The following is a 24,143-nucleotide window of genomic DNA, read 5'->3' as shown; positions in this document are numbered from 1 at the left end:
CCATGATTGTTGGCATTGGCGTAGACGTCGTAGACATTGAACGGTTCGGCCGGCAGCTGGAGCGCACCCCCGGGCTGCGTGACAGGCTGTTTGTGCCGGCGGAGCGCGAACTGAACACCCGCTCACTGGCTGCCCGGTTCGCCGCCAAGGAAGCCGTGGCCAAGGTCCTCGGCGCTCCGGCCGGCATGAACTGGCAGGACTGCTGGATCGGACTTGACCAGCACGGGCCCACCGTCCAGGTCAAAGGAACTGTGCTTGCCGTGGCGGAGTCGAAGGGCGTTAAACGCTGGCACCTGTCGATGAGCCACGACGGCGGTATTGCCACGGCGACGGTCATCGCCGAAAGCTGAGCGTTACCCGCCTGACCAGAACCGGACTACCCGCAGCGAGTGCACCGCGAACGGACTGAAACGATGATCAGCGCCTACACCGGAAGCCAGATTCGTGCGGCTGAAGAGAGCTTTCTCCACGCCAGCCGGGCACCCCGCGCGGGCGCTGTCCTGATGCAGCGGGCCGCCTACGGGCTGGCCAACGCGGTAGTCCGCGAGCTCCGGTCCCGCGGCAGCCGGCTCTATGGCGCCAGCGTCACGGTGCTGGCCGGGAAGGGCAACAACGGCGGGGACGGATTGTTCGCGGCAGCCATGCTGGCGGGCCGGGGAATGCGGACGACAGCCGTCCTGACGGGGGGAGAAGCCCATCCGGGGGCACTCACCGCCTTTGAAGCTGCAGGCGGCCGGGTGCTGCGGCTGTCGTCGGAGAACACCGCCGCCGCCGCGCTGGACGCCGCCGGTTCCGGCGTCGTGATCGACGCGGTCCTTGGCACCGGCGCCCGCGGCGGGCTCCGCGGCCCTGCCGCTGCGCTGTTCGAGCAGCTGGCGGGCTCGCGGCCCGGACTCGTGGTGGCCTGCGACCTCCCCAGCGGCGTAGACGCCGATACCGGTGAAGTCAGCGGACCTGTGCTGCGCGCCGAACTCACTGTGACCTTTGGGGCGGCCAAGGCCGGTCTGCTGGCCGATCCCGGCGCGGACTTCGCCGGCCGCGTGCAGCTTGTCCGCATCGGCATTGACGATGTCCTGCCGGAGCCGGCCCTGCGCCGTTTCGAAGCCGGGGATCTGTCCGCCCTCCTGCCGTATCCGGAACGGCGCTCCCAGAAGTACTCCCGCGGTGTCCTGGGTGTCGTGGCAGGATCGACGCGCTATCCCGGCGCCGCCGTGCTGGCCTGCCGCGGAGCGCTGGCCGCAGGGGCGGGCATGGTGCGCTACCTCGGCCCGCCCGAGGTCTCCGACCTGGTCCGGCGTTCCTGCCCCGAAGTTGTCTGCGGCTCCGGCAGCGTCGCTGATGCCCGCGTCCAGGCGTGGCTCCTGGGCCCGGGCCTTGATGAGCAAGCCCACGCGCAACTGGAGCGCGTCAGCGACGCCGCCGCCGCCGGCCTTCCGGTCATCGCGGATGCCGGGGCGCTGCCTGCTTTGCCGCGGACCCTCGCCCCGCACGTTGTGCTGACGCCGCACGCCGGCGAACTTGCCGCCCTGCTGGCGCGATACGGCGACGGAGCCGGCCGTTCCGCGGTGGAAAGCGCCACGCTCGCGGCCGTCCGGCGGGCCAGCGGCCTCACCGGCGCCACGGTACTGCTCAAGGGCGCCACAACCCTCGTCGCCGCACCGTCCGGGACCGTCTTCAGCCAGTCCGAAGCGACACCGTGGCTGGCAACGGCCGGCAGCGGAGACGTCCTGGCCGGTGTTCTCGGCGGCCTCCTGGCGCAGCTGTCGGAGCACGCCGGGGCTTTCGCGCGCCGCGGCATTCCGGCCGCCGACCGCTGGGCCGCCATCGCGGCGCTGGCAGCCAGCGTCCATGGCCGGGCCGGGAGCCTGGCATCGGGCGGCGGGCCGGTGACGGCGTCGAACGTTGCGGAGGCCGTGCGGGAGGTTATGTCGAGGATGTAATATAACCGCGCGTAGAGTGCGCCACGTCAGATAGTAACCTTACTTACAAGTAGTCTTTCTAGAGAATTTTCGCCACGCACGAGGAGTACACATGGAAGTCTGGCCCGGAACGGCATATCCGCTGGGAGCCACTTTTGATGGCACCGGAACCAATTTTGCCCTGTTCAGCGAACGCGCCGATCGGGTGGAGCTGTGCATCCTCGCTGATGACCTGACCGAAACCCGGGTTGAGCTGACCGAAGTGGACGGCTATGTGTGGCACTGCTACCTGCCGCACATCCAGCCCGGACAGAAATACGGCTACCGCGTCCACGGCCCGTATGAACCCGAAAACGGCAACCGCTTCAACGCCAACAAGCTGCTGATGGACCCCTACGCCAAAGCAGTCCAAGGCCAGATTGACTGGGATCCGGCGCTCTTCACCTATGAATTCGGTGACCCCGATTCCCGGAACGACAGCGATTCGGCTCCCCACACCATGCACGGTGTGGTCATCAACCCCTACTTCGAATGGGACGGGGACCGCCAGCTGCGGATCCCTTACCACCAGTCGGTAATCTACGAGGCGCACGTCAAGGGCCTGACCGAGCTGCACCCTGAAATCCCCGAAGAGCAGCGCGGCACCTACGCCGGCGTCGCGCACCCGGCGGTTATTGATCACATGAAAAAGCTCGGCGTCACCGCGATCGAACTCATGCCGGTGCACCAGTTCGTCAATGACGGCACGCTCGAGGAAAAGGGCCTCAACAACTACTGGGGCTACAACACCATCGGCTTCTTCGCGCCGCAGAACACCTACAGCTCCTCCGGCGACGTCGGGCACCAGGTCCAGGAGTTCAAGGCCATGGTCCGCGATCTGCACCGGGCCGGCATCGAGGTGATCCTGGACGTGGTTTACAACCACACCGCGGAAGGGAACCACCTGGGCCCCACGCTCTCCTTCAAGGGCATCGACAACCAGGCCTACTACCGGCTCGTTGACGACGACCAGAAGCACTACATGGATTACACCGGAACCGGAAACTCCCTCAACGTCCGGCACCCGCACTCCCTGCAGCTGTTGATGGACTCCCTGCGCTATTGGGTGACGGAAATGCACGTCGACGGCTTCCGCTTCGACCTCGCCTCCACCCTGGCCCGAGAATTCTACGACGTCGACAAGCTCTCCACCTTCTTCGAACTCATCCAGCAGGATCCGATTGTTTCCCAGGTGAAGCTGATCGCCGAGCCGTGGGACATCGGCCCCGGGGGCTACCAGGTGGGCAACTTCCCGCCGCAGTGGACCGAATGGAACGGCAAGTACCGCGATACGGTCCGCGACTTCTGGCGTGGTGAGGCATCCACCCTGGGTGAATTCGCGTCCCGTCTGACCGGCTCGGCGGACCTGTACGAAAGCTCTGCCCGGCGCCCGGTGGCCTCGATCAACTTCGTCACCGCCCACGACGGCTTCACCATGCGCGACCTCGTCTCCTACAACGAAAAGCACAACGACGCCAACGGCGAAGGCAACAACGACGGCGAATCCCACAACCGCTCCTGGAACTGCGGCGAGGAGGGGGACACGGACAACGACCACGTACTGACCCTCCGCGCCCGCCAGCAGCGCAACTTCATCGCCACCCTGCTGCTTTCGCAGGGCGTCCCGATGCTCCTGCACGGCGACGAACTGGGCCGCACCCAGCAGGGCAACAACAACACCTACTGCCAGGACTCGGAACTGAGCTGGATCCACTGGGAGGCGATGGACCAGCCGTTGGTCGAGTTCACCGCCGTCGTCAACAAGATCCGGCACGACCACCCGACGTTCCGGCGCAGCCGCTTCTTCGACGGCCGCCCGGTCCGCCGCGGCGAGGGCGAGAAGCTCCCGGACATCGTCTGGCTGAAAACGGACGGCACCGAAATGCTCCCGGAGGACTGGGACAGCGGCTTCGGGCGGACCATCGGTGTGTTCTACAACGGAGACGGCATCCAGGAGCAGGACTCCCGCGGACGCCGCATCACCGACGACAGCTTCCTGTTGTGCTTCAACGCCCACGACGACGACGTGGACTTCGCACTGCCGTCCGCGGAGTACTCGCGTTTCTGGGACGTGCTTGTGGACACCGCAGACCAGGCTGACACCGAGGAGCCGCTTAAGGCTGGTGCGGTGGTGAAGCTCGCGGCCAAGTCGATGGTGGTGCTCCGCGCCCACTCCGGTCCCGAGGTGGAAGTGGACTACTCCGCAGCCGCGTCGCTGGCCTCCATGGCCGAGCACGAGGACGCCCTCGAGGAAATGGTGGAGTCCCAGGAGGAAGCCGCCGCTACCAGCGCTTCGAAGGCTGCCGCCGAATGAGGACTCCTGTCTCCACCTACCGGCTGCAGGTCCGGCCCGGGTTCACCCTCCAGGATGCTGCCGAGACCGTGCCGTACCTGAAATCGCTCGGCGTGGACTGGATCTACCTCTCGCCGATCCTCACCGCCGAAAAGGGATCGGACCATGGCTACGACGTCACCGACCCCGCCGCGATCGACCCCGACCGCGGCGGCACCGAGGGTCTGATCGCGGCGTCGAAGGCGGCGCGGGACGCCGGCATGGGTGTGCTCGTTGACATCGTGCCCAACCATGTCGGCGTCGCAACCCCCGCCCAGAACCCGTGGTGGTGGTCCCTGCTCAAGGAGGGACAGCAGTCCCGTTACGCCCCGGCGTTCGACGTCGACTGGGACTTTGGGGCAGGCAGGATCCGGATCCCAGTACTCGGGGAGGACTCCGACGTTGACGCGCTGGAGATCAAGGACGGGGAGCTGCGGTACTACGACCACCGCTTCCCGCTTGCCGAAGGCACGTATACCGCAGGTGACTCCTCCGCCGATGACCCCCGCGAGGTGCACGACCGGCAGCACTACGAGCTGATCGGCTGGCGCCGGGCCGACGACGAACTGAACTACCGCAGGTTCTTTGCCGTCAATTCCCTGGCCGGCATCCGGGTGGAGCTCCCGGAGGTCTTTGATGAGGCCCACGCCGAGATTGTCCGCTGGTTCCGCGAGGGCCTGGTCGACGGTCTCCGGATCGACCACCCGGACGGCTTGGCCGACCCGGAGGGTTACCTGCACCGGCTCCGCGAAGTGACCGGCGGCAGCTACCTGCTGATCGAGAAGATCCTCGAGCCCGGAGAGCAGCTTCCAGCCGGCTTCGACTGCGACGGAACCACCGGGTACGACGCCCTCGCGGACGTGGACCGGCTCTTCGTCGACCCCGCCGGGCAGGCAGACCTCGACGCCCTCGACACCGGGCTGCGCGGCGGCCAGGCGGCGGACTACGAGGACATGATCCGGGGGACCAAGCGCCGGATCACGGACGGGATCCTGCACTCCGAGATGCTTCGGCTGGCCCGGCTGGTCCCGGCCGGTACCGGTCTCAGGGCAGACCAGAGCGCCGACGCCCTGTCCGAGATCATCGCCGCTTTCCCCGTTTACCGCAGCTACCTGCCCGTGGGCGCCGACGTCCTGGCGGAAGCGTGCGAACTCGCAGCCGGCCGGCGTCCTGACCTCGCCGACGCCATTGCGATGCTGCTCCCGCTGCTGCTTGACGCGGGCCCGGAGCCCGATGCCGAGCTGGGGCGCCGCTTCCAGCAGACCTCCGGCATGGTCATGGCCAAGGGGGTGGAGGACACCGCGTTCTTCCGCTACACCCGGCTGGGCACCCTGACGGAGGTCGGCGCCGACCCTACCGAGTTCTCCCTCGCAGCGGAAGAATTCCATCACCGGATGGCGCGCCGGCAGGCGGAGCTCCCTTTGTCCATGACCACGCTGAGCACCCACGACACCAAGCGCAGCGAAGACACCCGCGCACGGATCTCTGTGCTTGCCGAATTGGCACCGGAATGGCGGGCTGCCCTGGCCCGGCTTCAGGACCTTGCACCGCTGCCGGACGGACCGCTGGCCAACCTGTTGTGGCAAGCCATCGCCGGAGCCTGGCCCGCGGACCGTGAGCGTTTGCAGTCCTATGCACTGAAGGCCGCCCGTGAGGCCGGCAACTCCACCGACTGGCTGGATCCGGACGCGGGCTTCGAGGAGAAGCTGGCCGCCGTCGTCGACGCGGCCTTTGACAACCCTGAGGTTGTGGCGGAACTGGAATCCCTGGTGCAGCTCCTGAATCCCTATGGTGCCGTCAATTCGCTTGGGGCCAAGCTGGTCCAGCTGACCATGCCCGGAGTCCCCGATGTCTACCAGGGCACCGAGTTCTGGGACCGCTCGCTGACCGATCCGGATAACCGGCGGCCCTTCGACTACGGTGCGCGGCGTGCCGCACTGGCCGCGCTGGACGCCGGCGAACGTCCGGCGTCGTACACCGATGACGCGGCGAAACTCCTGGTCACCTCGAGGGCGCTGCGGCTGCGCCGCGGCCGGCCCGGGCTGTTCACGGGGTACCGCCCCGTGGTGGCTGCAGGGCCGGCTGCGGGGCATCTGGTCGGCTTTGACCGCGGCTCAGCGGCGGGACCGGGCGCGGTGACGCTCGCCACCCGGCTGCCCCGCACCCTGGAGCAGCAAGGCGGCTGGCGGGAGACCGCCATTGACCTGCCCGGAGCCATGACCGACGAACTGACCGGCGCCACGTTCGGCCCGGGTGCCGTGGAACTGGCAGCCATCCTGGGCCGCTACCCGGTCGCCTTGCTGGTTCCCGCCGAGCACTGACGTAACCTCCGAAAAGCGAACGGAAAGCTGTGATCACTTTGCCTGCCGATGGAAATGAACGCTTTGACCTCTGGGCGCCGGAACCGGCCGCCGTGACGCTGCTGGCCGACGGTCGGCAGTACCCGATGACCCGCCGGGCACCTGCCGATGCCGCTGACGGCTGGTGGACCGCACCGGACGCCCCGGCCAGCGGGGAGGTCGACTACGGCTACCTGCTCGACGGCGACACCACACCGCTGCCGGACCCCCGGTCCCGCCGGCAGCCCGACGGGGTGCACTCGCTCTCCCGGACCTTCGACGCAGGCAGCCACACGTGGTCGGACGGAAACTGGCAGGGCCGCGGGCTGCAGGGAGCGGTGATCTACGAGCTCCACATCGGGACCTTCACCCCCGAAGGCACCCTGGACGCCGCGGCCGGCAAGCTGGACTACCTGGCGGAGCTTGGTATTGATTTTGTGGAGTTGCTGCCGGTGAACGGCTTTAATGGAACCCACAACTGGGGCTACGACGGCGTTCTCTGGTACGCCGTGCACGAGGGCTACGGCGGCCCTGCCGCGTACCAGCGGTTCGTGGACGCGGCCCATGCTGCCGGTCTGGGTGTGATCCAGGACGTGGTTTACAACCACCTCGGACCCAGCGGGAACTACCTTCCGCGCTTTGGTCCGTACCTGAAATCGGGCGAGGGCAACACCTGGGGCGACTCGGTGAACCTCGACGGTTCCGGGTCCGACGTGGTGCGCGGTTACATCCTGGAGAACGCCGCCATGTGGCTGCGGGACTACCACGTCGACGGGCTTCGGCTCGACGCCGTGCATGCCCTCAAGGACGAGCGGGCCGTCCACCTGCTGGAGGAGTTCGGTGCGCTTGCGGACAGCATCTCCGCCGAAACCGGACGCGCTGCCACCATGATCGCCGAATCGGACCTCAACGATCCGCGGCTGCTTTACCCGCGCGGCATCAACGGCTACGGCCTGGCCGGCCAGTGGAGCGATGACTTCCACCATGCGGTGCACGTCAACGTGAGCGGCGAAGCCACCGGCTACTACGCCGACTTCGAGTCCATTGAAGCCCTGGCCAAGGTCCTGGTGGACGGGTTCTTCCACGACGGCGGCTACTCCAGCTTCCGTGGGCGGCACCACGGCCGACCGATCAACACCGGTGTGGTGCATCCCGCGGCCCTGGTGGTCTGCAGCCAGAACCACGACCAGATCGGCAACCGGGCCACCGGCGACCGGCTGTCCCAGACGCTGGGATACGGTCAGCTGGCGCTGGCGGCCGTCGCGACCCTGACTTCGCCGTTCACGCCGATGCTCTTTATGGGTGAGGAATACGGCGCCACCACACCCTGGCAGTTCTTCACCTCGCACCCCGAACCGGAACTCGGCAAAGCCACTGCGGAGGGCCGGATCAGGGAGTTCGAACGGATGGGCTGGGACCCCGCCGTCGTCCCCGACCCGCAGGACCCGGAAACCTTCACCCGTTCCAAGCTCGACTGGGCCGAAGCCGCCGCGGGTGAGCATGCCCGTCTGCTGGAGCTGTACCGCAAGCTGATCTCGCTGCGGCGCACGACGCCTGAGCTCGCCGGACTCGGCTTCGAAGACACCGCTGTCGCCTTCAGCGAGGCCGAAGGCTGGCTCCGCCTGCGCCGCGGCAGTGTGGAGGTCGCCATGAACTTCTCCGCCGAACCGCGCCGGCTCAGTGTTGCGGGCGCCTCGATCTCGCTGGCCACCGAGGACGCAGTACACCTCGCCGACGGCCAGCTCGCCCTTCCCGGCCACAGTGCCGCCGTCATCTCGAAATAGGACAGGATTGAACGTATGACTTATGTTGCAGCAGCAAGCCGTTATGACTCCATGCCGTACCGCCGTGTGGGCCGCAGCGGACTGAAGCTCCCGGCCATCTCCCTGGGGCTGTGGCACAACTTCGGGGATGATAAGCCGTTCGAGACCCAGCGGGCCATCCTGCGCCGGGCCTTCGACCTGGGTGTGAACCACTTCGACCTGGCGAACAACTACGGCCCGGCCGCCGGTTCGGCCGAAACCAACTTCGGCCGCCACCTCAAGGATGATTTCGCGCCTTACCGGGACGAGCTCATCATCTCCACCAAGGCCGGCTACAACATGTGGCCCGGTCCGTTCGGCGAATGGGGTTCCCGTAAATACCTGCTCGCGAGCCTGGACCAGTCGCTGACCCGGATGGGCCTGGACTATGTGGACATCTTCTACAGCCACCGTCCCGACCCGGAAACGCCGCTGGAAGAGACCATGGGCGCACTGGACCACGCCGTCCGGTCCGGGAAGGCCCTCTACGCGGGCATCTCCTCCTACACCCCGGAGCAGACCCTCGAAGCCGCCCGGATTCTCAAGGAACTCGGCACCCCGTTGCTGATCCACCAGCCGAGCTACTCCATGCTGAACCGCTGGACCGAAAACGGCAGCCCCAACCTGTACGAGGCGATCGAACAGGTCGGTGCCGGCTCCATCGCATTCTCGCCCTTGGCCCAGGGAATGCTGACCGACCGTTACCTGAACGGGATCCCGGCCGGTTCCCGCGCCGCCCAGGAGAAGTCCCTGGCCGAAGACAGCATCACCGAGGAGAAGCTGGACCGGGTGCGGGGCCTGCAGCGGATCGCCGAAAGCCGCGGCCAGTCCCTCGCCCAGATGGCCATCGCCTGGATCCTCCGTCCGCAGGAGAAGGGCTCCGCCGTGACATCGGCGCTGGTCGGCGCCTCCAGTGTCCGGCAACTGGAGGACACCCTGGCGGCGATCAACAACCTCGGCTTCAGCGCCGAAGAGCTGAGCGCGATCGACGAGTTCGCCGTCGAGTCCGAGATCAACCTGTGGGCGCAGAAGTAGCCTGCCTCGCCTGCGGGCGCTAAGGAAGGTGCGGCGGCCGGGAACAACTTAGGCCGCCGCGCCGTTGACTAGAATGCTAAGGGCGCCGTATGGCGCCGTGCCCGTTGCCGCCGTCGTGCATCAGAGTACTTCCGCGCCGGGCACATGAAGTTGTCCTCAAAGGAGTTCCGTGTCTTCACATCCGATTCGTGTTGCAATCGTCGGCGTAGGTAACTGTGCCACTTCACTGGTCCAGGGCGTTGAGTACTACCGCAATGCCGACCCACAGGCCACGATTCCCGGGCTGATGCATGTGGAGTTCGGCAAGTACCACGTCAACGACGTCGAGTTCGTCGCCGCCTTCGATGTCGATGGCAAAAAGGTGGGCCTGGACTTGTCCGACGCCATCCTGGCCAGCGAAAACAACACCATCAAGATCGCCGACGTCCCGCCGACCGGTGTTACCGTCCAGCGCGGCCCGACCCTCGACGGACTCGGCAAGTACTACCTCGAGACCATCGAGCAGTCCCCGGAGGAGCCGGTCGACGTTGTCCAGGCCCTCAAGGACGCCAAGGTCGATGTGATGGTCTGCTACCTGCCGGTCGGATCGCAGGAGGCCGCCGAATTCTACGCCCAGTGCGCGATCGATGCCGGAGTTGGCTTTGTCAACGCCCTGCCGGTGTTCATCGCCGGGACCAAGGCCTGGGCGGACAAGTTCACCGCCGCAGGCGTGCCGATCGTGGGCGATGACATCAAGAGCCAGATCGGCGCCACCATCACGCACCGCGTGATGGCAAAGTTGTTCGAGGACCGCGGCGTCACCCTGGACCGCACCTACCAGCTGAACGTCGGCGGCAACATGGACTTCAAGAACATGCTGGAGCGCGACCGGCTCGAGTCCAAGAAGATCTCCAAGACGCAGGCCGTGACGTCCAATGTCGAAGCCGTGCTCGCCGCCAAGGACGTCCACATCGGCCCGTCGGACTACGTCCAGTGGCTCGACGACCGCAAATGGGCCTTCGTCCGCCTCGAGGGCCGCAACTTCGGCGACGCCCCGGTGTCGCTGGAATACAAGCTGGAGGTCTGGGACTCGCCCAACTCTGCCGGTGTGATCATCGACGCCATCCGTGCCGCGAAGATCGGCATGGACCGCGGCATCGGCGGCCCGCTGCTCTCCGCCTCGAGCTACTTCATGAAGTCGCCGCCGGAGCAGTTCAACGACGACCTTGCCCGTGAAAAGGTCGAGGCCTTCATCCGCGGAGACGTGGAGCGCTAAGCCCCGCTCTTTCGCCCCCCGACAACGCTCCCGCACCTTTGGTGTGGGAGCGTTCGTGTGTCCGGAGTGTCCGGGAGTGTCCGGGAGTGTCCGGGAGGCGCTCCCTCACGTCCGGTCGCTTCCAGCCCGATCCTCCCTCACTTCCGGTCGTTTCCAGCCCGATCCTCCCTCACGTTATGCAGGTATCGGCGGAGCGCTCCTTCAGTCTTCGCTGGAAAAGCCGGCAGCAGAGGACGGGCTGAGGTATGCGTTGCGGAGGAGTCGCTTAATCCTGGCGGTGGCGACGGCGAAGCCGTCCGCAAGGTCATCTCTTGTCAGGACGAGCACCGTCCATCCCGCTGCCTCGAACGCTTTGTCACGACGACGATCGCTAAATATCTGGGCAGGGAGCAGATGGTGACCGCCGTCGTATTGCACTGCCACCCGACGCCGGCGATAGCCAAGGTCCGCTGTTGGGGAGCCCGGTCTTTCCGGGCGGAGCAGGAGCTGGAGCTCCGGCTCCGGGAGCCCGGCGTCGCACATCACAAGGCGCAACAGCGTCTCCGGACCTGAATCGGATCCCACTCGCATCAGGTCAAGTGCCGCCCGGGCACGGACGATTCCCTGCAGATTCGGGTGGCGTTTCAGCATCGAACGCAGCCCATCCATGGTCGCGAAGGGTTCGCTCCGTCCTTCCAGGCCCACCCGGGGAATACGCACGAGCTCGTCTCCCATGCAGACAAGTTCGGGCAGGCTCAACCGCCGGGCGAGGTCGAGCCACGTCCGGGGCCGGGTGCTGATCCGGATGCCGTCCGCTGTTTCGACCTCGTCGTCCCAAGCGAGAACCGCATGCCCGACTATGCCCTTGCGGCGGACCTCGGGCAGCTCCCGCGGCTTGCTTAGGTGGAGCTCCTCAGAGTCCGAGAGCCAGGGAGGCAAGAGCTGACATCGAAGTCTGGCGGCTGTGACGTGTGAGATCCAGGCACCCGGCGACGCGACGGACAATGCTCGAGCCGCCGTTTCCAACTCGAAGCGCCACTCCACGGGCCGGTAGAGACCCCTGCTGATCTGCCGGATATCCGACTGTCTGAGTCTGTTTTTGGGCACTCCCCAGGACCGGGCGTCAGCGACAGTGAAGGGTGCTGTGCCGAGTGGCCCGGGAAGCTCCGTTCGCATTCTCATGCTGGAATTGTGAACCCATTCAGGTAACCGTGCAGGAGTTATCCACAGTTGCCCGGGAATGGCCCGTAGCGGTAGTCACCGGTTCCGACGTCCCTTGGCGGGTGGGTCGCGGGATGTGAGGGAGGGTTGGCGGGTGGGCTGCGGGATGTGAGGGAGGGTTGGCGGGTGGGCTGCGGGATGTGAGGGAGGGTCTAGAAGAGGCCGACCGGGTTGCCGTCGGCGTCAACGTCCATCCGCATCGCCGCAGGAACTCTGGGCAGCCCCGGCATGGTCATGACCGCTCCGGTGAGGGCCACGATGAAGCCCGCGCCGGTCTTCGGAATGAGGTCGCGGACGTGCACGGTGAAACCCTTGGGGGCGCCCAGCTTGCTCGCGTCATCGCTGAAGGAATACTGCGTCTTCGCCATGCAGACCGGGAAACCGGACCAGCCGTTTTTTTCGATCTCCGCGAGCCGCTTGAGCGCAGGGACAGAGAAATCAACCCCGTCGGCGCCGTAGATTTCCTGCACGATCGTCCGGATCTTGTCCTCCACCGACATCTCCAGCGGATACAGGTGCCGGAAGGTGTGCGGGGCGTCGATCGCGGCGGCGACCCTGGCCGCAAGCTCGTCGCCGCCGTCGCCACCACCCCCGCGGCCCCAGACGTCGGCCACCGCCGCCTGGACACCCTCCGCGGCGCACCATTCCAGGAGCCAGTCCAGCTCCTCGCGGGTGTCCGTGGCGAATTTGTTGATCGCCACCACCGGGGTGATGCCGAATTTCTCCACATTCCGCACGTGGCGCTGAAGGTTGACGACGCCGGCTGCCAGCGCATCCAGGTTCGGTTCGTTGAGTTGATCCTTCGCGACGCCGCCGTGCATTTTTACAGCGCGCACGGTCGCGACCACCACGACGGCGGAGGGGGCCACATCGGCGACGCGTGACTTGATGTCCATATATTTCTCTGCGCCCAGGTCCGCGCCGAAGCCTGCCTCGGTGACGACGATGTCCGCGAGGCTGCGCGCAGTCTGGGTGGCGATCAGGGAATTGCAGCCATGGGCAATGTTGGCGAACGGTCCGCCGTGCACCAGGGCCGGAGTCCCCGCGATGGTCTGCACCAGGTTCGGCTTGATGGCGTCCTTGAGCAGCATGGTCAGCGCACCCTGGACACCCAGTTCGGCCACCGTGACCGGCTGCCGGTCGTAGGTGTAGCCGAAGGTGATGCGGCCCAGGCGTTCCCGGAGGTCGGAAAGGTTCGTAGCCAGGCAGAAGACGGCCATGATCTCCGAGGCGACGGTGATGTCGAAGCCGTCCTGCCGGGGGATGCCCTGGGCCGGGCCGCCGAGACCGATCACCACCTCCCGCAGTGAACGGTCGTTTATGTCCAGCACGCGCTTGAAGGTCATCCGACGAGGGTCGATGTTCAACTCGTTGCCCTGGTAGATGTGGTTGTCCACCAGTGCCATCAGGGCGTTGTTCGCCGAGGTGACGGCGTGGAAGTCGCCGGTGAAGTGCAGGTTGATCTCGTCCATCGGCAACACCTGGGAATAGCCGCCGCCGGTGGCGCCGCCCTTCATGCCCAGGACCGGGCCCAGCGAAGGCTCGCGGAGCGCGATCATCACGTTGTGGCCCGCGCGGGCCAGGGAATCCGCCAGTCCCACGGTTGTGGTGGACTTGCCTTCCCCGGCGGGCGTCGGCGACATCGCAGAAACAAGCACCACCTTGCCCGGGGATCGGACCGGCGCCCCGGGCATGGAACCCGCCAGCCGTGCCGGGTCGATCTTCGCCTTGTACCGGCCATAGAATTCCAGGGCTTCGGCGTTGATGCCCGCCGCTGCCGCGATCTCCGCTATCGGCCGCATGCTGGCCTTCTGCGCGATCTCCAGATCACTGGGCACCGGGGCACCAGCGGTGGGGGTTCCTGCGGCGGATCCGTCAGTAACGGTGTCAGACATCGTCGTCCTTTGCTTCGTGGCATCGGTGGGTGTTCCGGCCAGTGGTTCGGGCCGGTGTTACCGGCCCGCGGTTCCGGTGGCGGGTGTGTGGCCCAGCGGAATGGTCAGGTTTCCAAAATACTGGCTCAGCGCCGTGTTGTAGCTCTCCAACGTGATGGCGGCGGTGCGTTGCCAGCCGAATTCCTGCGCGTGCAAGGCGGCCGCGCGGCCCATGTCCCAGCGGGTCGCAGGATCGTCGTACAGCGCCTCCAGCGCGTCCGCCCAGTCGGCAGCCTTGTGGCCATCGACGAGCAATCCGGTCCGGCCGTCGAAGATGGCACGGGACAGTCCGCCGACCCGGGTGGCGACCACCGGTGTGCCGCAGGCCTGGGCTTCGAGCGCCACGAGACCAAAGGACTCGCTGTAGGAAGGCATCACAACGACGTCCGCGGACCGGTACCAGCCGGCCAGCTCCGGGGCGCTGACCGGCGCGTGGTGGGTGACGACGTCGTCCATCCCGGCCGCGCTGATCAGCGACTTCAAATCGAAGTCCCTGGAGCCGCTGATGGCACCGACGATGGTGAGTTGAAGGTCGATGTCCGGCCGGCGTTCGCGCAACAGGGCGGCGGCCTTGACCAGGATCTGCGGGCCTTTCAGCCGCTGGATGCGCCCGGCGAACAGCAGGTGGAAACGTTCGGGCGGGACGCCGTGGTCCGCACGGGCCCGGCTGCGGAACGCTGGTGTAAAGATGCCCAGGTCCACACCCGGCGGGGCCACATCGATGTGGTCGTTGTCCGCGTTGTAGTGCGAGACCAATTCGGCCGCTTCGGTACCGGTGTTGGCGATCAGCCGGGTGGCGCCGTCGACAATCCGCTGCTCGCCGTCCTCGCGCCGGCGGGGTTCCGGTTGTTCGCCGGCGACCAACAGCAGGTTCTTCACCTTGGCCATGGTGTGCATTGTGTGCACGAGGGGCAGCCCCCACAGGCCGGCGAGCTCAAGCCCGGCGACCCCGGACACCCAGTAGTGCGAATGGATCACGTCGTAGCGGCCGTGCGGCTGCAACTGCCGGATCCGGTCGATTTCGGCAACCATGCTGTGCAGAAGCTCGGGCAGTTCTTCTTTGGGCAGCTTCCGGGCCGGACCGGCCAGGACGTTGTGGACGCAGACGCCGGGGGAGGGATGCTCGACGGCGGCTTGTCCGGCGGACGTGGACCGGGTGAAGATCTCCACTTCGACGCCGGTCTCGGCGAGGGCTGCTGCAAGGGCACGGATGTACACGTTCATGCCCCCAGCGTCGCCGGAGCCGGGCTGCTCCATCGGCGAGGTGTGCAGCGAGAGGAATGCGACGCGGCGGACCAGCGACATTGTTCTCCTCCCCGCTCCGGAACGCATCCCGGCGGACGCGCACCTTGTTCAGCTGGTCCCGGGACACACGTCCGGACCTGTGTTTCGATAAAACACTACTCCTGAAGTTACCGCCGTTTCACAGGCCGGCGGGCGGTGCCGGTCAGAGAGCCTACGGTGCTGCTACCGTGACGACTGTGCGCGCACACGAAACGAGGGATCCCACCGTCCCCGGCTGGGAAATCCGGCCGGCCGCCGCCGGGGATTGGCCCGCGGTCTGGGAAATCGTTGAGCCTGTCGTCAGGGCCGGGGAAACCTTCACCTGGGACCGGACCACTACCGGGCACCAGGCATTTGAACGCTGGTTCCAACAAACGCCCGGCCAGACCTTCGTCGCGGCGGGCCTGGGGGAGCTCGCGGGCGTCATCATGGGCACCGGCGAGCTGCATGCAAACCAGGGCGGCGGCGGAAGCCACGTTGCCAATGCCGGGTACATGGTCCACCCGGACTACCAGGGCAAAGGGGTGGCCCGTTCGTTGTGCGCCTATTCGCTGGACGCAGCGCGGGCCGCCGGGTTCCGTGCGATGCAGTTCAACGCCGTGGTGGAAAGCAACGTCAATGCCGTTGCCGCCTGGCAGTCCCTGGGCTTCGAGGTGCTGGCCACCCTCCCGGAAGCGTTCCTGCACCCACGCCTGGGCTACGTCGGACTGCACGTCATGTACCGCAGGCTATAGCGCCGCGGGCTCGGCACTTAATCCCGCCACAGATTCTGCAGTTCCGGAAACGCCCGTTCGTAGCCGGCCAGCAGCCTTCCCGCGAGGTCCCCGGAGTCGAGGTCCCCGGAACCGCCGGGTCCGGAGCCGACCAGCGGGTGCCTGGCAAAAGCAGCCCGGGCCGCATCCCGGCGTCCGGTTCCGGCGCTCCCGGCGTCCCGGCGGGTGGCGCTCACAACGAGGCGCTCGACGTCCTTGACCTGCTGCAGCAGGGCCAGTTGCGCCGGTGCCGGGCGTTCCTGCTGAAGGGGAACAACGCCGTCGGGCGTTACCTGGCAGGGGACCTCGACGACGGCGTCCGCGGGCAGTCCCGGAATAGCCGCGATCCGGCCCGCTGCCGGATCGCCGCCGGTGTTGCGGGTATTGAGGATCAGCTCCGCCGGGCCGCCGCCGGAGAGGGCGCGCATCACGGCGAGGGCAACCCGTTCGTAGCCGCCGCCGGCCAAATCCGTTTCATCCCGGCGCTCGCCAGCGGATCGGGCCTCGGCGAGGTAGCCTTCCTCACGGGATCGGCGCGCGGCGTCCCAGAGCCGGTAGGCGTCCTGGCCGGCGGCCGCGAGCCGCGGATACAGTTCGGACTGCTGCCGTTCGATGGACTCGCCGCGGGTCGTGGCGGCGGACCTGATGCCGGCCAGGGCGCGGCCGGTCTCGTAGTAGTAGTAGAGGTATTCGTTCGGCAGGCATCCCAGTTCCGCAAGGAAAGGTTGCCCAAACAGGCGTCCTTCCTCGAAACCGGCCAAAGCGTCTGCATCGGCCAGCAGTCCCGGAAGCATGTCCTGGCCGCCGGACTCCAGACGGTAGAGCCAGCCCAAGTGGTTGAGGCCGTAGTACCCGACGCCGTCGAGCGTCCCCGCGGGCAGTGCGACGCCCGCGGCACCCGCAGCCCGGTGCACCAGCCCGCTGGCCGAATCGCAGATGCCGACCACCTTGGGCCCGAGGACCGGCACAAGGGCCTCGGTGACCATGCCCGCCGGATTCGTGAAATTCAGCAGCCACGCGTCAGGACAGTGGCGCCGCATCTGCTCAGCGAGCTCCAGCATGCGCGGAATCGACCGCAACGCGTACGAGATGCCGCCGGCTCCTGTGGTCTCTTGGCCCAGGAGCCCGAGGTCCAAGGCCACCCGCTCGTCGGCGGTTCGCCCGGCCGTCCCGCCGGGACGAATCGCGGCGAACACCAGATCCGTGCCGGACAGCGCCTCGGCCAGGGATGTGGTGGCCCGCACCGCGGGTAAGGTTGCGGTGCCTGGCACGTACGGTGCCGGGTACGAGGCAAGCACCGCACGGATCGCGTCGAGGCGGCCGGGATCGACGTCGTACAGCACCAGTTCCCGGACCAGCCCGGCGAAGGGCCCCGCACAGAGCGCCCGGTAGATCAGCGGTACCCGGAATCCGCCGCCGCCGGCAATCGTCAGCCGCATGCCGACAGTCTATGCGCGGAGGGGACCGACTGGACCGGCAGGCGCCTTTCCAGCGGTACCTCGACGGCGTAGGGTGCCAACTATGGACGCGCTTCCGACGCAGCGATTTGATCCGCTTGCCTCCGCCCGTACCCCCGGTGCGGCGGGTTTTGACTTGTTGCTCACGGGGACGGTCTTTCAGGACATCATTTTCACCGGGCTGCCGCACGCCCCCGTCGCCGGCACCGAGATCTGGAGCGACGGGATGGGCAGCTGCCCCGGGGGCGTAGCCAACCAGGCCATCGCCGCGGCACGGCTGGGGCTGCGGACCGGGCTGGCGGCTGCCTTCGGCGATGACGGCTACGGCGACTACAACTGGAAGATACTGGCCGGACAGGAGCACGTGGACTTGTCCTTGTCCCGGCGGGTCGCCGGTTGGCATTCACCGGTCACAGTCTCCCTGAGCGTGGAGCATGACCGGTCCATGGTGACCCACGGGCACCCGGCCCCCGTCAGCTCCAGCGAACTGATCGGCGAGCCGCCGCCGGCGCTCGCCGCCGTCGCGGAGCTCGGCGAGGAAGTGGAGCCGTGGGCAATCGACGCGCACAAAGCCGGGGTCCGGCTGTTCGGCGACGTCGGCTGGGATCCCACCGGCGCCTGGTCCTCCTCCCGGCTGGACAACCTGAAGTATTTCCACGCCTTTTTGCCCAACCAGCACGAAGCCATGGCTTTCACCCGCCATGACAACCCGTGGGCCGCACTCTACGCCCTGGCGGACAAGGTGCCGGTCGCCGTCGTGACCCTTGGATCCCAGGGGGCGATGGCGGTGGACTCCGAAACGGGCGAGGAGGAGTGGGTGCCGTCGCTGCCCGTGTCCGCGTTCGACCCGACCGGTGCGGGGGACTGCTTCGGAGCCGCCTTCATCGTCGGTTGCCTGGCCGGCTGGCCGCTGGGTGACAGGTTGAGGTTTGCCAATCTCTGCGCGGCCCTGGCAGTGCAGGAGGTCGGCGGCTCGCTGGCGGCGCCCGGTTGGGGGGACATCGCCGACTGGTGGCAGCGGGCCAACGCCCGCAAGGAACGCCAGTCCAGCCAGTGGATGCGGCGCTACCGTTTTCTGGAGGACATCATCCGGGACGTACCGCCGGAGGCGCAGCGGCGGGCGACGGCGACCATCGCCCACCTCTCGGACGCGTAGCGCTGTTCCAACCGGGAGCCCACCAGCGGACATGTCCGCCGGTGGGCTCCCGTCCCGGTGGACATGCTCTCCGTGCGAGCCGGGGAATGGGCATAAACCTGTTGTGCCCAGCGGTGGGTGCTAACAGTGGGCATGTCCCCCCGGAGCAGGGCTGCCGCGGGGCCTGAATTAAGCCCCATGCGCGGCCACCCCTAGAATCGTTAAGTGACTTACCCAGCAGCAACAGGTGACTTCCGGCCCGTCCCGGAGGCCCAGCCCGGCCACGCCGAAGAACGCTCGGCCGTAATCGACCTTGCAGCCATCCGGCACAACGTCCGCCGCATCGCAGCCGTAGCATCACCGGCGCGGGTGATGGCAGTGGTCAAAGCCGATGCTTACGGTCACGGCGCCGTTCCCGTGGCCCGTGCTGCCCTTGGCGCCGGCGCCACCTGGCTGGGAACCGCCCATATTTCCGAAGCCCTGGCCCTGCGCGCCGCCGGGATCGAGGCGCCCGTGCTTGCCTGGCTGCACACCCCGGAGAGTAACTTCGCCGCCGCCGTGGCCGCCGGGATTGATATCGGGTGCTCGGGGTGGGATCTAAAGCGCACCGTGGCTGCAGCCCGGGAGCAGGAACGGCCAGCCCGAGTGCACCTAAAAGTGGACACCGGGCTGGGCCGCAACGGGGCAACCATGAGTGCCTGGGACGGTGTGGTCGGCGAAGCCATGGATTACCAAGACCAGGGCCTCCTGCGCGTGGTGGGTATTTTTTCCCATCTGGCCGTCGCCGACGAACCCGAACGGCCGGAAACGGACGAGCAGCTGGCCGCCTTCCGCGAAGCCCTCGCTATCGCCCAGGACGCCGGCGTGGACCCCGAGGTGCGGCACCTTGCCAACACCCCGGCCACGCTGTCGCGGCCGGACACACACTTTGACCTGGTCCGCGTGGGCCTGGGCCTCTACGGGCTGTCCCCGTTCGAGGACCAGAGCCCGGAAGAACTGGGCCTGCGCCCCGCCATGACCGTCCGTACGGTGGTCTCGCACTGCAAAGACGTGCCCGCCGGCCAGGGCGTCTCCTACGGGCTGAATTACCGCACCGGCAGCGCCAGCACGCTGGGCCTGATCCCGCTGGGCTACGCCGACGGGGTCCCGCGGATCGCAACCGGCGGACCCGTCCGGGTCCGTGGTGTGAACTACCCCGTGGTGGGACGCATCGCAATGGACCAGATGGTGATCGACCTCGGTCCGCTCAGTGTGTCGGCCGGAGGGACCAGCGTGCTGGGCGCCGAGGCCGTGCTCTTTGGCAACGGTGAGGACGGCGGTCCCACCGCCGAGGACTGGGCCCGGGCCGCCGGCACCAACAATTATGAGATCGTCACGCGGATCAGTCCCCGGGTTCCGCGCCGCTACATCAATGAAATGCCCGGCCGCGAGGGGTCGCAACCGTGAGCGGGGTGCTCTGGGAACGGACCCTGACAGTCCGGAGCGCGGAGGAAACCCACGCCCTTGCCGCCGTCCTCGGTACCCAGCTCCAGGCCGGTGACCTGCTGGTCCTCACCGGCGAGCTCGGAGCGGGAAAAACCACCTTCACCCAGGGCCTCGGCGAGGGACTGGGCGTCCGTGCCGGCATCATCTCACCGACGTTCGTGCTCGTTCGCATCCACCCGAACCTGCCCTCCGGTTCCCGTCCGGGCGGTCCGGACCTGGTGCACGTGGACGCGTACCGGCTGGGTTCCGCGTCGGAAATCGACGACATCGACCTGGAAAACACCATGGACAGCGCCGTCACAGTTGTCGAATGGGGCCGGGACCGGGTGGAACACTTGAGCGAGAGCCGGCTCGAGGTGGATCTGGTCCGCAGCCTCGGCGGCGCCGCTGCGCCACCAGCTGCCGCGTCGGTGCCCGGCCCCGTTGTGCCCGGCCCCGTTGAACCAGACACCCTGGATTTTGACCCTGCGGACAACGATGAACCTCGCACCATCATGATCCGCGGGTTCGGTCCCCGCTGGGTGGACCGGCCCGTGCTGCCCGCTCCCGGCGAGAATCCCGCGCAGCCCCTGCCCACCACCCCGGAAGGGACCTGATGCTGATCCTTGCCATCGACACCTCGGCCGTGGCCAGCGCCGCCCTCGTTTCCGATGACACCCCGGAATCGGTGGTGGCGAGCTTCGCCACACAAGATACCCGCAGCCACGCCGAAGTACTGGCCCCGGGAATCGCGGCGCTCCTTACGGAGGCCGGATTGGACGGCTCCGACGTCGACGCCGTCGTCGTCGGAGTAGGACCGGGTCCGTTCACCGGGCTGCGCTCGGGGATCGTCACGGCCCGCACCCTCTCGTTCGTCTGGGGCAAGCCGCTCCATGGCCTCATGAGCCTTGACGCCATCGCCCTGGAAGTGGCGGAGTCCACGGTCGCGGCGCCGGAGTTCATTGTCGCCACGGATGCCCGGCGCAAAGAGGTCTACTGGGCCCGGTACGCCCTGGCCAGCGGCCAGCTGCCGCAGCTGCTGGACGGCCCGCACGTCGGCTTTGCCGGGGCGCTGCCCGAGCTTCCCGTCTACGGCGCCGGCGCCGGTCTCTATGCAGACCTCGTTAAGGCCGTTCCCGAGTTCAGCTCCCGCCAGCCGGAAGCCCTGTCGCTGGGCCAGTTCGCCCTCGCGCGGCTCGCGGCGGGCGAACAGCTGCTCGACTCCACCCCGCTCTACCTGCGCGAGTCCGACGCCCAGGTACCCGGTCCGCGGAAGAGGGCCCTGTGAACGCCCCGTCCGCTGGCCGCGGTGCGGAACCGGCAGCGCTGCCCGGCGGCGTGAGACTTCGGCTCATGACCGCTGCGGACATTCCCGCAGTGGATGAGCTGGAGCGCCAGCTGTTCCCGGTGGACGCCTGGCCACTGCAGATGTTTGTCGCCGAACTGGCGCAGGCCGGCACCCGGCACTACCTCGTGGCCGAGCGGGCAGGGCAGATTGTGGGCTATGCAGGGCTGATGTGCATCGAGCCGATCGCGGATGTCCAGACCATTGCGGTTGCGCCGGATTACGAGGGCCGGGGCATTGGTTCGGCTTTGCTCACAGCGCTCATCATGGAAAGCCGGCTGCGCCGTGCCGAGGACGTGCTCCTGGAGGTCCGGGCCGACAACCCCCGGGCACAACAGCTCTACCGCCGCTACGGGTTCGAGCAGATCCACCTCCGGGCCCGCTACTACCGCGACGGCGTTGACGCGCTGATCATGCGGCTGCGGCTGACCAGTCCCGAATCCGATGCCACTCCCAGGGAAGCAGCCCGACCATGAACCGCACCACTTATGTCCGGCCGCTGGTCCTGGGCATTGAGTCCTCCTGTGACGAGACCGGCGTCGGGATTGTCCGCGGGACCCGGCTGCTGACCAACACGGTGTCCTCCTCCATGGATGAGCATGTCCGGTTCGGCGGCGTGATCCCCGAGATCGCCTCCCGCGCCCATCTCGATGCCTTCGTCCCCACGCTCCGCGCGGCCCTGGCCGAGGCCGGGGTGACGCTGGAGGACATCGATGCGATCGCCGTGACCTCCGGTCCGGGCCTCGCGGGAGCCCTGATGGTGGGTGTCTGCGCGGCCAAGGCGCTCGCTGTGGCAACGGGCAAACCGCTCTACGCCATCAACCACCTCGTCGCCCATGTCGGCGTCGGCCTGCTCCAGCCGGACGACGGCGGCCCGCAGGCTTTCGCCGGGTCCGCGGCGGCAGCCGGCGGGCGCGGGAGTACCGTGCCGCGAAACGGCCTGCCGGAAAACCTGGGGGCCTTGCTGGTCTCCGGCGGGCACACCGAAATCCTGCGGATCCGGAACATCACCGCGGACGTGGAATTGCTCGGGTCCACGATCGACGACGCCGCCGGCGAGGCTTACGACAAGGTGGCGCGGCTGCTGGGCCTGGGCTATCCGGGCGGACCGGCCATCGACACGCTGGCACGCACCGGCAACGCCAAAGCGATCCGCTTCCCGCGCGGCCTGAGCCAGCCCAAGTACATGGGGTCCGCGGACGAACCCGGCCCGCACCGCTACGACTGGTCGTTCAGCGGACTCAAGACCGCCGTCGCGCGCTGCGTGGAGCAATTCGAGGCACGCGGCGAGACGGTGCCGGTGGCGGACATCGCCGCAGCCTTCCAGGAGGCGGTCGTGGACATCATTACCTCCAAAGCGGTGCTGGCCTGCCGGGAGAACGGCATCACCGACCTCCTGCTGGGCGGCGGCGTGGCGGCAAATTCACGGCTGCGCCAGCTCACGGAACAGCGGTGCAGCGCCGCCGGGATCCGGTTGACCGTCCCGCCGCTTGCCCTGTGCACGGACAACGGCGCCATGGTCGCCGCGCTCGGCGCCCAGCTGGTGATGGCCGGGATCGCGCCAAGCGGCCTCGGTTTCGCCCCGGATTCCTCGATGCCGGTCACCACCGTCTCGGCCTGAGGCCGCCCCGGCGCGGCCCCGGCTCTACGCTTCGGGGCCCTGGCGCATCTGCTGGACCAGGTCCAGTACGACGGCGCGCAGGTCCCCGCCGTGCTCTGCCGCCACGCGCCGCTGCCGCTGGTATCCGGCGCCGCGCTCAACGATCTTCAGGACGTCCGCCAGCTCCGCAGCGCAGCCCAGCTTCTCGGCGACGGGCCGGAGCCGTGCGACAGTTTCGCGGATGTGGTCCGTAACAAGCTGCTCGTTCCCCTCCGCGTCCAGGATGATGATGGCGTCCAGGCCGTAGCGGGCGGCACGCCACTTGTTCTCCTGGACATGCCAGGGCGGCATGGTGGGAATGGTGCCGCCGTTGTCCAGTGTCGTTGAAAACTCATCAACGAGGCATTGGGTCAGCGCTGCGACGGCGCCGACTTCCTCCAGGGTTGCCAGGCCGTCACAGATCCGCATCTCGATGGTGCCAAAATGAGGGACGGGCCGGATATCCCAGCGGATTTCGGAGAGCGAGTCGATCACGCCGGTGGTGGACATGTCCTGTGCGTACGATTCGAAGTCCGCCCAGTTGGCGAATTGGAAAGGCAACCCCGCGGTCGGCAGTTGCTGGAACATCAGGGCACGCTGGGAGGCGTAACCGGTGTCTTCGCCGCCCCAGAACGGGCTGGAGGCGGAGAGCGCCTGGAAGTGCGGGAAATAGTTCACCAAGCCGTCCAGTACCGGCAACACCTTGTCCCGGCTGTCCAGGCCGACATGCACGTGGACGCCGTAGATCACCATCTGGCGGCCCCACCACTGTGTGCGGTCAATGAGCTTGGCGTAACGCTCTTTGTCTGTCACCGGTTGCAGCTGCGGCGGGCTGAAGGGGTGGCTGCCCGCGCAGAAGATTTCAACGCCCATCGGATCGGTGACTTCACGGACTGCGGCGAGGGAACTGGTCAGGTCCGCTTTCGCTTCCGCCACGGTGTTGCAGATCCCGGTGACCAGCTCCACGGTGTTCAGCAGCAACTCCTGCTTGATGTGGGGGTGCTCGTCATCCTCGTTCAGTTCGGGGTGCCGCGCAGCGACGCCGCGGAGCACCTCTTTGGCGACGGAGGCCAACTCCCCGGTTTCCGCGTCCACGAGGGCTAGTTCCCATTCCACACCAAGAGTTGATTGCCTGGATGAAGCGAAATCAATCTTCATGTGGTCCCTTCACTTTTCTGCTGTCCGTTTCCCTGCCCCGACCGGCAACGTCGT

General features: G+C 67.5%; 19 protein-coding genes. 14 read left to right on the top strand and 5 right to left on the bottom strand.

Going from position 1 to position 24,143, the window contains the following annotated elements; genetic code table 11:
- Positions 1-2: 2 nt before the first annotated feature.
- The 7 genes from QK287_RS07505 (at position 3) to QK287_RS07475 (ending at position 10,721) form a co-directional block, all read left to right on the top strand.
- A complete protein-coding gene (locus QK287_RS07505) occupies positions 3-350 on the top strand; it encodes a holo-ACP synthase (RefSeq protein ID WP_226774612.1) in 348 nt (115 codons plus the stop codon).
- Positions 351-413: 63 nt separating this feature from the next.
- Positions 414-1,940: an NAD(P)H-hydrate epimerase gene (locus tag QK287_RS07500; RefSeq protein ID WP_282359729.1), complete on the top strand. Its 1,527-nt coding sequence runs from the start codon at positions 414-416 to the stop codon at positions 1,938-1,940.
- Between the two features lie 91 nt (positions 1,941-2,031).
- Positions 2,032-4,272: a glycogen debranching protein GlgX gene (glgX, locus tag QK287_RS07495; RefSeq protein WP_282359728.1), complete on the top strand. Its 2,241-nt coding sequence runs from the start codon at positions 2,032-2,034 to the stop codon at positions 4,270-4,272.
- Positions 4,269-6,611 carry a malto-oligosyltrehalose synthase gene (treY, locus tag QK287_RS07490; RefSeq protein WP_282359727.1) on the top strand — a complete coding sequence of 781 codons (2,343 nt, stop codon included), beginning with the start codon at positions 4,269-4,271 and terminating at the stop codon, positions 6,609-6,611. The genes glgX and treY overlap by 4 nt, the downstream gene beginning before the upstream one ends.
- A 32-nt stretch (positions 6,612-6,643) precedes the next feature.
- Positions 6,644-8,413 (top strand): malto-oligosyltrehalose trehalohydrolase, encoded by a 1,770-nt coding sequence (gene treZ, locus QK287_RS07485; RefSeq protein WP_282359801.1) that lies wholly within the window; start codon positions 6,644-6,646, stop codon positions 8,411-8,413.
- A gap of 15 nt (positions 8,414-8,428) precedes the next feature.
- Positions 8,429-9,466, top strand: coding sequence for an L-glyceraldehyde 3-phosphate reductase (gene mgrA / locus QK287_RS07480; protein ID WP_282359726.1), 1,038 nt, complete (start codon positions 8,429-8,431; stop codon positions 9,464-9,466).
- A 169-nt stretch (positions 9,467-9,635) separates the two neighbouring features.
- On the top strand, positions 9,636-10,721 hold the full coding sequence (locus QK287_RS07475) for an inositol-3-phosphate synthase (protein WP_226774617.1): 1,086 nt from the start codon (positions 9,636-9,638) through the stop codon (positions 10,719-10,721).
- A gap of 201 nt (positions 10,722-10,922) precedes the next feature.
- On the opposite strand, the gene QK287_RS07470 is transcribed toward QK287_RS07475, so the two are convergent.
- The 3 genes from QK287_RS07470 to mshA all read right to left on the bottom strand — a co-directional run bounded on the left by QK287_RS07470 (position 10,923) and on the right by mshA (position 15,160).
- Positions 10,923-11,882 carry a hypothetical protein gene (locus QK287_RS07470; protein WP_282359725.1) on the bottom strand — a complete coding sequence of 320 codons (960 nt, stop codon included), beginning with the start codon at positions 11,880-11,882 and terminating at the stop codon, positions 10,923-10,925.
- A gap of 191 nt (positions 11,883-12,073) precedes the next feature.
- Positions 12,074-13,816: a formate--tetrahydrofolate ligase gene (locus QK287_RS07465; RefSeq protein WP_282359724.1), complete on the bottom strand. Its 1,743-nt coding sequence runs from the start codon at positions 13,814-13,816 to the stop codon at positions 12,074-12,076.
- A 57-nt stretch (positions 13,817-13,873) separates the two neighbouring features.
- Positions 13,874-15,160 (bottom strand): D-inositol-3-phosphate glycosyltransferase, encoded by a 1,287-nt coding sequence (gene mshA, locus QK287_RS07460; protein ID WP_282359723.1) that lies wholly within the window; start codon positions 15,158-15,160, stop codon positions 13,874-13,876.
- 176 nt (positions 15,161-15,336) lie between these two features.
- Between mshA and QK287_RS07455 the strand changes: the two genes are divergently transcribed.
- A complete protein-coding gene (locus tag QK287_RS07455; RefSeq protein ID WP_282359722.1) occupies positions 15,337-15,873 on the top strand; it encodes a GNAT family N-acetyltransferase in 537 nt (178 codons plus the stop codon).
- 17 nt (positions 15,874-15,890) lie between these two features.
- On the opposite strand, the gene QK287_RS07450 is transcribed toward QK287_RS07455, so the two are convergent.
- Positions 15,891-17,330, bottom strand: a complete 1,440-nt coding sequence (locus tag QK287_RS07450) for a 6-phospho-beta-glucosidase (RefSeq protein ID WP_282359721.1) — start codon at positions 17,328-17,330, stop codon at positions 15,891-15,893.
- A gap of 82 nt (positions 17,331-17,412) precedes the next feature.
- On the opposite strand from QK287_RS07450, the gene QK287_RS07445 reads away from it, so the two are divergent.
- From QK287_RS07445 to tsaD, 6 genes are all read left to right on the top strand, one after another.
- A complete protein-coding gene (locus QK287_RS07445) occupies positions 17,413-18,504 on the top strand; it encodes a carbohydrate kinase family protein (RefSeq protein ID WP_282359720.1) in 1,092 nt (363 codons plus the stop codon).
- Between the two features lie 204 nt (positions 18,505-18,708).
- Positions 18,709-19,929 (top strand): alanine racemase, encoded by a 1,221-nt coding sequence (gene alr / locus QK287_RS07440; protein WP_226774018.1) that lies wholly within the window; start codon positions 18,709-18,711, stop codon positions 19,927-19,929.
- Positions 19,926-20,564, top strand: coding sequence for a tRNA (adenosine(37)-N6)-threonylcarbamoyltransferase complex ATPase subunit type 1 TsaE (gene tsaE, locus QK287_RS07435; protein WP_282359719.1), 639 nt, complete (start codon positions 19,926-19,928; stop codon positions 20,562-20,564). The genes alr and tsaE overlap by 4 nt, the downstream gene beginning before the upstream one ends.
- Positions 20,564-21,235, top strand: a complete 672-nt coding sequence (gene tsaB / locus QK287_RS07430; protein WP_226774016.1) for a tRNA (adenosine(37)-N6)-threonylcarbamoyltransferase complex dimerization subunit type 1 TsaB — start codon at positions 20,564-20,566, stop codon at positions 21,233-21,235. Before tsaE ends, tsaB begins: the two co-directional genes overlap by 1 nt.
- Before the next feature lie 65 nt (positions 21,236-21,300).
- Complete coding sequence (gene rimI, locus QK287_RS07425) at positions 21,301-21,768, top strand: ribosomal protein S18-alanine N-acetyltransferase (RefSeq protein ID WP_226774015.1); 468 nt, start codon at positions 21,301-21,303, stop codon at positions 21,766-21,768.
- Positions 21,765-22,913 (top strand): tRNA (adenosine(37)-N6)-threonylcarbamoyltransferase complex transferase subunit TsaD, encoded by a 1,149-nt coding sequence (gene tsaD, locus QK287_RS07420; protein ID WP_226774014.1) that lies wholly within the window; start codon positions 21,765-21,767, stop codon positions 22,911-22,913. The genes rimI and tsaD overlap by 4 nt, the downstream gene beginning before the upstream one ends.
- A gap of 24 nt (positions 22,914-22,937) precedes the next feature.
- Here tsaD and QK287_RS07415 read toward each other — a convergent pair whose 3' ends face one another.
- Positions 22,938-24,089 (bottom strand): glutamate--cysteine ligase, encoded by a 1,152-nt coding sequence (locus QK287_RS07415; protein ID WP_226774013.1) that lies wholly within the window; start codon positions 24,087-24,089, stop codon positions 22,938-22,940.
- Between the last annotated feature and the right edge of the window lie 54 nt (positions 24,090-24,143).

The organism is Arthrobacter sp. AL05 (assembly GCF_029960715.1).
Classification (GTDB): Bacteria; Actinomycetota; Actinomycetes; order Actinomycetales; family Micrococcaceae; genus Arthrobacter.
This window is presented reverse-complemented; position numbering and strand designations above follow the sequence as displayed.